At 50.9% G+C, this 12705-nt stretch carries 9 protein-coding genes; 3 read left to right on the top strand and 6 right to left on the bottom strand.

Translation table 11 applies throughout. From position 1 onward, the window contains the following. Positions 1-123 precede the first annotated feature (123 nt). From atpE to AC1W8Y_RS14555, 4 genes are all read right to left on the bottom strand, one after another. Positions 124-387, bottom strand: a complete 264-nt coding sequence (gene atpE, locus AC1W8Y_RS14570) for a F0F1 ATP synthase subunit C (RefSeq protein WP_482015218.1) — start codon at positions 385-387, stop codon at positions 124-126. A gap of 86 nt (positions 388-473) precedes the next feature. Then, positions 474-1298 (bottom strand): F0F1 ATP synthase subunit A, encoded by an 825-nt coding sequence (atpB, locus tag AC1W8Y_RS14565; RefSeq protein WP_482015217.1) that lies wholly within the window; start codon positions 1296-1298, stop codon positions 474-476. Between the two features lie 20 nt (positions 1299-1318). Next, on the bottom strand, positions 1319-1702 hold the full coding sequence (locus AC1W8Y_RS14560; protein ID WP_482015216.1) for an ATP synthase subunit I: 384 nt from the start codon (positions 1700-1702) through the stop codon (positions 1319-1321). A 117-nt stretch (positions 1703-1819) separates the two neighbouring features. Next, positions 1820-2047: a sulfurtransferase TusA family protein gene (locus tag AC1W8Y_RS14555; protein WP_482015215.1), complete on the bottom strand. Its 228-nt coding sequence runs from the start codon at positions 2045-2047 to the stop codon at positions 1820-1822. Between the two features lie 241 nt (positions 2048-2288). Between AC1W8Y_RS14555 and AC1W8Y_RS14550 the strand changes: the two genes are divergently transcribed. Continuing rightward, positions 2289-2888: an SPOR domain-containing protein gene (locus tag AC1W8Y_RS14550; protein WP_482015214.1), complete on the top strand. Its 600-nt coding sequence runs from the start codon at positions 2289-2291 to the stop codon at positions 2886-2888. A 33-nt stretch (positions 2889-2921) separates the two neighbouring features. Continuing rightward, complete coding sequence (locus AC1W8Y_RS14545; RefSeq protein WP_482015213.1) at positions 2922-3632, top strand: thiol:disulfide interchange protein DsbA/DsbL; 711 nt, start codon at positions 2922-2924, stop codon at positions 3630-3632. Positions 3633-3716: 84 nt separating this feature from the next. Here the strand turns inward: AC1W8Y_RS14545 and AC1W8Y_RS14540 are convergent, their stop codons facing one another. After that, the gene (locus tag AC1W8Y_RS14540) at positions 3717-10253 is read right to left on the bottom strand and encodes a hybrid sensor histidine kinase/response regulator (RefSeq protein ID WP_482015219.1); all 6537 of its coding nucleotides are present in this window, start codon (positions 10251-10253) and stop codon (positions 3717-3719) included. Between the two features lie 27 nt (positions 10254-10280). Between AC1W8Y_RS14540 and AC1W8Y_RS14535 the strand changes: the two genes are divergently transcribed. Further along, positions 10281-10571 (top strand): hypothetical protein, encoded by a 291-nt coding sequence (locus AC1W8Y_RS14535; protein ID WP_482015220.1) that lies wholly within the window; start codon positions 10281-10283, stop codon positions 10569-10571. A gap of 215 nt (positions 10572-10786) precedes the next feature. On the opposite strand, the gene AC1W8Y_RS14530 is transcribed toward AC1W8Y_RS14535, so the two are convergent. After that, positions 10787-12705: methyl-accepting chemotaxis protein (locus AC1W8Y_RS14530; RefSeq protein ID WP_482015212.1), on the bottom strand; the 1919-nt coding region annotated here is incomplete at its 5' end.

Here is a 12705-nt window from a genome sequence, read left to right as displayed (position 1 = left end):
GAACTTCATCACCACCAAAACCAGGATCAAAAATGTGATCGACTGGCCGATGAGCGACATATTTGGGTTCATCGTATGCTCCCCGTATTACTGGCCAATCCGGCCTCGATTACAGACCCAGACTTAGTGATGCAGCACAGCCAACAAGGGGTTGGCAAAAGCGAACATCAGGCCGATAGCAACCGCGATAATGAAAATGGCATCAACCAAACCGGCGATAACAAACAGCTTCGGTTGCAATGCATTCATCAGTTCCGGCTGGCGAGCAGCGGACTCCAGGAAGCGGGCACCGACCAACCCAATACCGATGGCAGCGCCACAGCCAGCGAAGCCGATCATCAGACCAATTGCAATTGCCGTCAGCGATTGGATTTGTGCCAATTCCATAATTTTCTCCTTGGTTTACGAGTCTAACGTTGATAAAGCGGGTTTAAAAACTACAGCAAGCGGCCGACATGCGACCACTCATACAATCAGTGGCTTTCTACCGCCAAGCTACAATAAACAATGGTCAGCATCATGAAGATGTAGGCCTGCAGCAAAACGATCAGAATGTGGAAAATGGCCCACGGCGCCCCACCCAGCCAGGAAACATAGAAAGGCAACAAGGCAATCAGCATGAACACCAATTCGCCGGCAAACATATTGCCCATCAACCGCAACGCCAGAGACAACAGCTTGGAGCCGTATTCAACCAACTGCATGAACAGGTTGATTGGCGCGAGGATAATGATGGCAAGCTTCCCTTCAGCATGAAACGGAGCCGTAAACAATTCTTTGATGAAGTGACCCAACCCTTTGGCGCGAATACCCAAATAAAGGGTGATGAGCGTCACGCAAATAGACATGGCCAGCGTCTGGTTGATATCCGCCGTCGCCACCGAGCGCAGATGCACCTGATGCGGCTCTAGACCAAAGGCAGTTTTGCCAATCCACTGCGCAATCAGAGGCAGCAAATCCACAGGCAGGAAATCCATGGCGTTCATCAGGAAAATCCAGATAAACACGGTAAACGCCAGCGGCGCAACCAAAGCACTCTTGCCGTGGAACACGTCCTTAACCTGCTTGTCAACCATCTCAACAATCATTTCGACCGCATTTTGCAAGGGGCCGGGCACATCAGACGTAGCGCGCCGAGCCACCCAAGCGAACAAACCCACAAAAAACACACCAATCAACCCTGCAAAAATAAAGGTATCCCAGTTAAACGCATGGAAACCCGTGCCGGTAGACCAATTTTGCAAGTGATGCTGAATGTACTCGGTTGGTGTCAATGCTTGCTGAACTTGTTCGGTCATGATTCAGTCTTTAACAGTTGTTATTTGAAAACCAGCACTACCCCGTACATCGCCAGCGCCATCACATAGGTGCCGAAAAAATACGGAATCGAAAATTCACTCTTCAGAAACACAAAAGCTACGACGAGTAAAGCAATACTCAGCACCAGCCTGACCAGCTCACCCAACAGATGCAAGCGAACAACAATGCGTAGAGGTGCCCGATCAGCATGGCGAATCAAACGCGCATAGGCTAGCGCAGGAAACAACGCAACCACGCCCGCCAGCAAAGCGGCACGTAGCATCAGCAGGTTCCAGACGAAACCTACCACCACTGCGAGGCAAATAACAGCACTTTGTAGAAGTAAAGTGCGCCAGACAATGGACTGCACATCCAATCCTACACGCTGGAAAATGGCGCGCATTTTACGGGCCAGAGCTAACATAAGTCAATGTATTCCACAGAAAAATCGTGTAGCGGCCGAGTATGCAACAGTGCCCCCCGTCACTGCACCATGCCGGTGCGCAAATTAAGAGTGCCGTCACTTGCGCTGCAACACCAGCGTAAACACTCCGTTTCCAAGCGTCGATGACACCAGCACATTCCCCGTTTGACGGCAAAATTGCTCAAAATCAGCCGGAGCGCCAGCATCCGTCGCCAAAATTTTCAGAACGGTGCCCGATGGTAGTGCTGCCAAGGCTTTTTTTGTCCTTAAGATCGGTAGCGGGCAATTAAGGCCTCGCAAGTCCAGTTCAAGATCGAATTGCATGGGAAGCACCCGCCGTTTTTGCCTTTGATATGACAGTATATATATTAATGTCTTGCTGCCAAGCTCCGAAGTGGTTTCCGCCGCCCGCAGCAAGAGTATAATGCGCCAGCCGTGGGTGCTCACACTCAGTCAAAGAAGGACGTGTTCGTGCGCTCAACCGCCAAGAATATATGTTTCGCCTGTGCGCTAGAAGTCCAAGCCTTGCGCATCTGGCATGGAGAATTCGGGAATGAGTCTTGACATGAAAAACAATCCCCGCACCAGCAAGGGTAGCCAGCACAAACCCTCCGTCTTACCAGGAATACTCGTTGGGTTACTCCTCGGGTTGGCGGTTGCGATTGGTGTATTTTATTTGGTCAGCCAGACACCGCCGCATTTTGACAACCTGCTTGACCAGCAACACCGTCAGGCGTCCGCCGTGCAACCTAAAGTTGCCAAACCTGAGGTTCTTGCTCCTATTGGTGCCGAAGGCGCCAAAAATCAGCAACGTTACGATTTCTACACCATTTTGCCAGCGAATGGGGACACGGTTCCCGCTTCTGCATCAGCTGCCCACACGACACAAAAAGCCTCCCCCGCAACCGATAACAACACCGACGCCAGTGATGCGAAACCGCAATATTTGCAAGTTGGCTCTTTTCAAAGTGCTGATGATGCGGACAATCTGAAAGCTCGCTTATCAATGGACGGCCTCGAAGTGCAAATTCAAACCACGAATCTCGGTGACGTTGGCATACGCCATCGCGTCCGTGTCGGCCCACTTCACAGCGCGCAAGACATACAACAAGCCCGCGCGGTTCTCGCGCATGAAAATATCGCCGCCATCCCTTCCAAAGATTGACATTCCACCCCAACCCTCGCATCAGGAGTGCGTATGCAAGTACTGAAATCGCTGAAACTGCTGTTCACCGCCTCGTTGCTCACGACCAGTTTGTGCCAGGCAGACACACACCTTGTCGAGGGGCAGCAATACAGTCTGCTATCCCCTCCTCAGCCAACCAGTACCCACAACAAAATTGAGGTTATTGAGTTCTTTTGGTACGGCTGTCCCCATTGCTACCGCCTTGAACCCGAACTGGAAAAATGGGCAGCTCATTTACCACCTGACGTTGAATTTAAGCGTGTTCATGTCGCATGGGGCGATGCTCAAGAGAAACACGGTCAAATTTACTACGCGCTTGTTGCTGGTGGTTTGGTCAATCGGCTGCACCGTGCGGTATTTGATACCGTGCAAGGCGGCAATGGCGCCGAACGGCTGGAACTCCGCGACCCGGATACGCTCAAGACTTGGGTTGCGAAACAAGGTGTTGACAGCAAACATTTCATGGATCTGTACAACTCTTTCGGTGTGGTCGCTCAAGCACAGAACGCCAAACAGCTAGATCAGGATTATCAAATTGATGGCGTACCAACCTTTATTGTTCAAGGCAAGTATAAAACCTCACCAGCAATGGTCAACGATGAAGAAGGCCATGTTTTCTTCAATGTTGTAGATAGTTTGATCGCCAAAGAACGTACTGCCACAGCCAAGACCGCAACCAAGGCCAAAGCTAAAAATAGCGTCGTTCGCGTCAAAGGTGGCTGACAAAAAATTTCGCTGCCATACTTTTTCTTATATCAAATAAAAACGGCCATATACGTTGGCCGTTTTTATTTGTGTGTATTCTCTTTAATGACTTCCATGTCGTTCTGCAGCAAAATTTCGGATGTGCGTCAGCAATTCGTCTTCTTGATACGGTTTGCCCAAAAACACATTGACACCTAGCTGATATGCATAGTTTTTATGCTTGTCCGCTGTTCGCGATGAAATCATGATGATTGGAATTTCACGCGTATCGTCCGAGCCGCGCACGTTACGGGTCAATTCAAATCCATCCATACGTGGCATCTCAATGTCAACCAGCATCACGTCAGGACGAATTTCCTGCAACTGCTGCAAAGCATCAACACCATCTTTGGCGGTCATCACCTGATAGCCCTCACGGGAGAGAAGACGCCCCGTGATTTTGCGTACAGTGAGCGAGTCATCAACCACCATTACGACAGGTGCTGTGTTAATGGCCGGCTCCGGTTCAACAACTGGAGTCGCTTGCACCTGCACCAGCCCAGATGAAGCCTGCTGACGGGCTAATTGCTCAATCACCGGCACAAGCTGCAACGGATTAAGAATCATGACAATATCGCCATTCCCTAGCACTGTCGCTCCGGTTACACCCGGCACGCGCGCCAATTGCGGCCCAATGTTTTTAACCACAACTTCAAGATTTTTAATGAGTTCATCAATATGCACCGCCATACGCAACGTACCAGATTTAATCAACAACACGGTGTTATAGCGTTTGGTTTCCGGTTGTGACTGGTTATCCCCCAATAAACGCGGCATATAGTAAAACGGATAGAAATTGCCCATCCACTCGATCATACGTTTATCATAAAGACGATTGAGCGCATCAATCTTCAGCTCTTGCACCTGCTCAACCATGATCGATGGTATCGCATATTGACGATCAGCAATCCGGATCAGCACCACATGAATCACCGCCAAGGTTAAAGGCAGATGAATGGTGAACGTCGTGCCAGCACCATCCACTGTACTAACCTCAATACGGCCACCCAGATTACCGATTTCATTTCGCACCACATCCATGCCTATGCCACGGCCAGATATCTGTGTTACCTCTTGTGCAGTAGAAAAACCTGGGGCAAAAATCAACTGAATCAATTGCTCCTGTGTCAAACTGTCGTCGCTGCGAATCAAACCATTTTCCACTGCCTTTTCGCGAACGCGTTCAAGGTTAATCCCTTTACCATCATCTTGCAGAGTCAGCACCAGTTCATTACCCTGTTGCTTGACTTCAATCCGTACCTCACCGACTTCAGGCTTATTAGCTGCCAAGCGCGCATCGCGCTCTTCTAAACCGTGGTCGATAGAGTTACGTAGCATGTGTTCAAACGGAGAGGTCATCTTTTCCAGCACCGAGCGGTCAATCTCAACCCGCCCGCCGCGAATTTCCAGATTTACTTTCTTACCAACTTCCTTGGCTGTTTGGCGCACGATACGATACAAGCGTTCCGATATATTGGAAAATGGCACCATCCGAATGCGCATTAGCTGCTGCTGAAGTTCTTTGGTCATCCGGCCTTGCTGCTGCAAGGCGCCTTCGGTCTCTCCCAGATTATTCAGCAAATTAAACTGAATTGTCGCCACATCGTTGACGCTTTCCGCCATAAACCGGGTTAGTTCCTGCAACCGTGTAAACCGATCAAACTCAAGTGGATCGAACTGAACCGCTTCGTCCTGAATGATGGACAAACGCGATTGCATCTGACTTTCAGCCTGAATTTCAATTTCTCTTAACTGTGCGCGCAAACGACTGACATTTTCAGTTAAATCATGCAAAGAACGCTTCAAACCCAACATCTCAGCTTCAACTCGAGAGCGAGTAATAGCAACCTCACCGGCATCATTCACCAAGCGATCAATAATATCCGCGCGCACACGCAACAAAGCTTTACCGGATTCCTGATCTTGCGCAACAGGCTCCGGCGCTGCGCGATCATCTGCCGCAGGCACATCAACGGTGTGGTAGCCTCTTGCAATCGCGGGCGCGTCTTCCACCACAACAGGCGCTGGCAACTCCAAGGTTTCACCGCTAACCAGCACTTCAAACAGAGCATCCAGAACATCTATGTCAGCTTCAATCACGTCGAGCAAGGCAGAATTAAGCGAATCCTGACTTACAGCTTCGATCAGACGGCTTTCAATGTGATGGGTCGCATCCCCCAAACGCATAGCCCCCGCCATACGTGCGCTGCCCTTTAATGTATGCAGCATACGTTTCAGTTGCGTCACTGCTGCTTGCGCTTGGTGTGGTTCATTTTTCCAACGACGCACCTCTGCACTGACTTGTGGCAACAACTCCTGACCTTCCTCGATGAAAATAGGCAGAAGTTGCTCGTCCAGATCGTCTTTAACCTGCAAAACTTGCTCCAGCAACGATTGCGGAGAAGTCGCAAGATCGTCACGACGCTCGCTCCCTGAAAGCATCGTGCTCAACAAAGCAGCAGGCGACAGCAAGCCCTCTGGAAGTTGTAATCGTACTTCCGGCACAATCGGCAGCGTCAGCACCGGAGGCTCTTCCATCACTGATGGCTCTGCGACAAGCTCTGTCAGTACGACAGGCTCTGCCGATGTTTCATCCTCAACAGTTGGCTCCAACGCGGAGCTCGATTCAACACCAAGAGTCTCATCGACAACCAACGTTGGCTCATCACCAGAAACGGGGGATAATACCAACGGAATTTCGCTTTCTGCTGCCAGCTCTGCCTCAGATAAATCAAGTACCAACTCCACGTCATCTTCGACATAGGTATCCACCACCATCGACGGAGCGATATACTCACTGTCAAATTCCAGAACCATATCTGCAACCAAGTCAGGAACGCTCTCAACGGCGCAGTCACCATCAGCGGAAGCCTGTTCTATCGCAGAAACAAGCGGTAACTCGGAATCCAGATCAAATCCATGGGCCCCTGCCTCTTGCACCGAACTGACGTCCTCTGCGGCAACTGCTTCGTATGAATCGACGTCCTCTGCCTGTGGGAAAGTTTCCTCTTGAATTTCCTTTGCGACGGGAACTTCAGCATCCAGATCAAAAACTGCTTCATCTTCAATTCGTGCAGGCGTCTGCTCTTCCTGAGCATCCTCGGACGCCTGTGCGAACACACTGACGGGCCCTTCGGCGATTTCGCTTCTTTTGCCTGTTTCATCAATGTCGTTTACGACATTAACTATTGCACCAGCATGAAAGCCCTCATCAAGTTCCTTGTGACCCAAATCTTCACCAGGGTCAGACAGAACATTATTTTCCGAGTCAGAAACAGCCGTACTATCAGCAATCAACCCAACAACATCAAGATGTAAATGTGGTTCTTGGTAAGCTTCCGGGTGCTCAAGCAATGCATCTTGCTCGTCAAACATCAAGTCAAAATCAACGGTGCTTTGCCCCTCCGGTTCTTCCAGCAAAGGTAGCGTTAAATCAACAGCGGCCCAATCAGACCCGCTGGGTTCAACCGCGCCAAGTTCTCCGCCATCCGTAACCTTACTTTTACCAAGCTCACCTTCAGCCTGAGGCACTTCAATGATGAGCAAATTGTCCAAATTTGCATCAACGCTCCCTGATAGAAGCTGCGAGGGCAAATCCGACAGTGCAGCCCCATCTTCAGGAGGAAGCTCATCGTCAAGATTCAGAATAAAGACTGGTTCAGAATACAGTTCGTCGCCCAGTTCATAACCCTCCTCATGCACCGGCACCACAGAGTCCAACTCGTCGCTATCAAAACGCAAGGTATTAAGCGCCAAAGCCTCGGCATCTGGAACCTCTCGTCGATCAGCGCCAACATTGGGAGCTCGCCCGGCCTCGGCAAGATGATCTCCGCTCAACACCAGAAGCAAGCCAACGTCGGCACTGTCTGGCCAATGGCGCGCAACAATTGCATTCAGCATATCGCCTAGCGCGGCCACACCTGCCGCAAATTGTGCGATTGCATCGGCCTTTGGCACGACATTATGATGCGCATGTGCTGCTATCCAAGTCTCAAGCGCAGCGCCCAAATCGCCCATTTGCCTAAACCCAGTGGTATTGGCTATGCCTCGAATGGTGTGCGCGGCATATACCAAATGAGAATCTACTAAACGTATATGATCGCCATGTAACTGATTCACCCCCAACTGCAAGGCGGCAACATGCTTGCCCGCTTCCTCGACAAAGATGCTAAATAACACTGGAGAGATTGCGATTGGTCCAATGTGAATATCTCCATCATCGCCAACAATCATTTCTCCGTCGTCGGCAAAGGTCGCCTCGGGCACTTCGATTGCCAGATCTACCTCCGGCAACGCAACTTCAACATTTACTCCTCCGGCAAACAAATTCTCAGCCGTGCTGTCCGCAGAGAGGGCGACTCCAACAGGCGGTTCCAACGCAAACGCATCGTCTTCGGCAAGCACGGGGAGGACTACCTCAACCGCTTCAACTGACTCAACCGCTTCAACCGGCTCAACCGGCTCAACCGTTTCAACCACTTCAACTGACTCAACCGTTTCAACCGGCTCAACCACTTCAACTGACTCAACCGTTTCAACCGGCTCAACCACTTCAACCGGCTCAACCACTTCAACCGGCTCAACCACTTCAACCGGCTCAACCGTTTCAACCGGCTCAACCGCTTCGATTGGCTCTGCAATTACATTGGATTCAATCACTGGCTGCTGAGACTCCTCCGCAACAGTCGTCGGCGCATCAACATGCGTTTTGACAACCAGCAAATCTGCTTCCGTGTATATATCGACATCGCGCAGCAATTCACAAAGAGCCGGTATCCGAACCGGATCCAAACGACAATGTCCCGTCGTTTGCAATTGTTCAACCCAACCACCAAACTCTTGGACGGCCTGATCCAATACATAGATCAAAGCGGGAGTTGCCTTTTTGTCGTCCTGCAACCAACGGTTTAATGTTTGCTCAACAGCCCAAGCCACTTCCCCCAAATGGTTAAGGCCAACCATTCGCCCCGACCCCTTAAGCGTGTGGAAACTACGCCGGATCACCGTCAACGCCTCGCGATCAGCCAAATTATTGCGAAGGATCTCCAACTGTTCACTAACATTGGTCAGAACTTCTTGAGCCTCTTCAAGATAGATTTCCAGCAACTCAGCATCGACAGCCTCATCACTAAGAAGCGCTGTCGCATGGTCAGACTCAATGCCAAGAGCCGCCACTGGAGCGACTGCATTGGCAACCGGCTCCGCATGTCCTGCCTCAAGAGCCTCCAAGGCAATGCGGCTTTGCTCCACCAATTCACTATCAGCAACCAAATCCGCGTTACGCTGCAAAGACGTAAGTGTCTCTGCCAGCTGAACTTTGGCCGCTTGATCTTGCGGTTTTTCAATCAAAGTATCGAGCAATTGTCGAGCTTGCTGCTTCTGCGCCTTGATCTCATGCTCAACGCTTTGCGGCTCTTCAATCGCAAATGACAGCTTTTGTTCACCTTGCAGCCGGGCCAAAATGGGGTCAAGCACTCGAGCACTCGCATCACGACCCACCTCATATTCGTCAATAAAGAAGCCAAGTGCCGACAAACCTTCGGCAACATCCTGATGCTCTTCCAAGCTGATAAGCTCATCATCACGAGCAAATCGACGCACCATATCCGAACAATGCGCCAACACCGCATGAGCTTGCGGCTTATCCAGAATGGTCAAGGCACCATCCACCTGACGCAGGACATTTTCCAACCCTGCCAAATCCGACGCGGAAATCTGTTGCCGGAAATAACTATCCAGTGTTTGCTCAATGTGCTGTAAATTTGCGCGAATTTCCTTGGCGACTTGGCTTTGCAACTGGCGCTCTTGCGCTTGTCGCGTCGCCTCATCCACCATCGGCACGCGCCCCATTGCCTCAAGAACTTGCAGATCACCCGCCTTGGCAGCACGTAAACGCTCAGACATGACGCCCGCTTGTGCAGAAAACTCAGCCGGCCATTCCGGGTAAAGATTGACAGCATTTTCCAAAAGCAATAACGCAGTCGCGACTTCAAGAGCCGCATTTTCTGTCAAATGCGGCAATGCCTTATGTTCGACAATTACGGCGACATCGGTCAGAATCGCCTCAACATCGGCCTGAGCCAAAACATGCGCCTCTTCTCGCAGTTGGCTCAGGGTTTCCATACAAACCGAGTGTTTATCGGTATTGCCTGCCGTATATTTACCCCAAGCATCTTTTAGATTATTCAGTAAAGCCCGCGTTTTTGCCGCCCGCGAGGAAGTCGCAGCCCGATTCAAATCTAGCATCGTAGAGGGCAGGTATTGCTCCAACCGGAAACTTTGGCGCACAGCCTTGATCGTGGGGGTTTCAATACGAGAACGAGCAATAAAATACAAAATATCACGAAAAAGACGTTCAGCCACCTTGGCTGAACCTTCTGTGGCACGGCGCAACTGCAAATCAATGCGCTGCAATACCTGTCTGACCTCGGTATCCTGCACAATACCCTTATAAGCCACAGCCTCAATCAGCGCGCTTGCCACCCACCAAAAACCACGACCCATGGAAGATGTTTGCACTCGCGTCACCGAACGCAAAACGTGGTACATCGCCTGTAAACCCGCCGTGTTGCCATCGCGCAGCCACTGCAAAAGCCCCATTTGATAGCGAGAACGCTGTGATTTCAGATGCGCAACGAGATCGTTGGGATTGATCGACAAGGCATCAGCAAACGGAGGCACTCCCGCATTGACATCTGGATAAAACAATTCCGACTCGCGCGCAACTTCACCTCGCATGGCACGCAAGCGCTGGAAATACGGGAAGAGCACCAGAACGGATTCAAAGCGGCTGTTAAGCAAATCGTCGAGATACGCTTTCAACGCTTTGACAGCATCCGCCGTCGCGGCAAAATGCTCTCCACCAAGGGCTGCCCCCCCTTTCTCAAGGGTTTGCACCGCCATCTCGATTTCTTCTGAGAACTTGCCAACCGCATCCAGCCCCACCATATTGATGGCACCCGTAACTTGGTGCAAATGGGTAAGACTAGCGCGTAGCTGGCGCGAATCCGGGGCGGCAGTTGCTTGCTCAGACAGGCCTTTGAGCGCTTGATCAAGGGCTTGATCGATTTCACCCTTGACCCACACCAGCGAGCCGATGTCGAAGTCCGTAGCAGATGTCATGGTGCGTGCGCTCAATTCAGTTTAAAGCCGGCAACAGAGCCTTTCAGTTCCGCAGCCAAAGACGTCAGCTGCCCAATTGACACCGCAGTCTGACGAGTCCCGTTGGTGGTTTGCTCAGTAATCTGCAAGATATCCAACATCGACCGTGACACACGTTCTGCCACATCCGTTTGCTGGCGAGTGGCCGCCGAAATGGTTTCAATCAACTCAGCAAGGCTGCGTGACACCTGACCAATCTCAGACAGAGCCTGACCTGCAGCGTCAGAAAGCTTGGCCCCCTCCACCACGCCGTGCGTCGAGACTTCCATGGCCGCAACCGCATCGTGCGTGTCGGTCTGAATGGTTTTTACAATCGCGCCGATTTGCTTGGTCGCCTCGGCCGAGCGTTCGGCCAACCGCTGCACTTCTTCAGCAACCACCGTAAAGCCTCGACCGGCCTCACCGGCAGAAGCAGCCTGAATTGCAGCGTTCAATGCCAATACGTTGGTCTGTTCGGTAATATCGGAAATCAATTCCACGATTTCGCCAATTTCTTGCGACGACTCGCCCAGACGCTTAATACGTTTGGCAGTTTCCTGAATCTGCTCACGAATTTCATTCATCCCTGAAATCGCGTTTTGCACCGCGTGTGCGCCTTTTTCCGCAGCAGAAAGGGACTGCTGGGCCACACGAGCAGACTCTGCCGCCGAAGACGATACGTTGTTGATCGAACGCGCCATCGTTTGCACCGACTCGTTCGCCTCCAGAATTTCATCCGATTGCCGCTGCGCCGCAGACAAGAGCTCTTCAGAAATCGCCTGGGCTTGTTGCGAGGCTTGCGTCACCTGCTCTGTTGCGCGGTTGATGTTGAAAATGAGGTTGCGCAACTCTTCAATGGTATAGTTCATGGAGTCGGCAATGGCGCCGGTCAGGTCTTCCGTCACCGAAGCTCGCACCGTCAAATCACCATCGGCCAAATCCGACATTTCGTTCAACAATCGCAAAATGGCTTCCTGATTCCGCTTGTTCTCACGCTCAGACTCCAGACGCCGACGCTGTGCTTCCGCGTTGTAAACCATAATCAGGAGAGTCAAAGCTGCCGCAGAAATAAGAACCAGAATCACTTCAACAAACACATACGTAATGTTGCTGGACTGTTTCTCATAAACCTTGGTTAGATTTTGCGTCAAATTCAGCAACGTATCGCTTTGAATGTTAATCGTTTGATTGGCTTGCCGAGTTGCGGTCAAGTTCTGCATATTGTCAGTAAATTTATCAACAAATGCTTCAAAATTCTTGAACTTGATCTGAATTTGCTGCAATTTTGATCGGGCAGCAGCATCATTTACCGCAGCCAACCCCAATTCGGCATTACCATCGAGCATCCCACTCAGGGTTTCACTGAATTTATTTCGATCCGCACCCAGCATGGTCACGGTTTCGGTATTGATGGTTTCCACTGCCAAAGCGGCATTGGCATTTTTGGCCATCCGCTGCGTCAACATCACCTGTTCGTGGGCCAGATCAATTTCATTCTTGCTCACTCCAGCTTTTTCCAGAGCATCCACCAAGTCTTGAGTGAGTTGCTGCAATGCTGCGTCGTTAGCATTGATGTTGACAACATCTTCACCAATTCCAACCAGCAGCTTCTGATTATCCAAAATGGTGTCAATCGTGGGGTTGTCTTTGTTTGCCTGAAAGTAAGTGCGCCATTCGCCATCAATTTTATCGAGCACATCCAAGACATCCGCGCCTTCAGATGCCGGAGTGGCTTCATCTCCATCAACCAAGGCATGAAAATCGTCGTCAAAAAGGTGGTAGGCTTTTTCCAGCAAGGGGAACGCCAATTTATTCCCACCCAACACCGCCTGGGATGACAAACGGGACATCCGCTGCGACAACATTTGCATTTCGGTTGAACGCGTCCGATACCGGGCATTGTTGTCAGCTG

This window comes from Jezberella sp. (genome assembly GCF_964834465.1).
The sequence above is the reverse complement of the archived record's forward strand: the minus strand, read 5'-3'. Positions and strand labels throughout refer to the sequence as shown.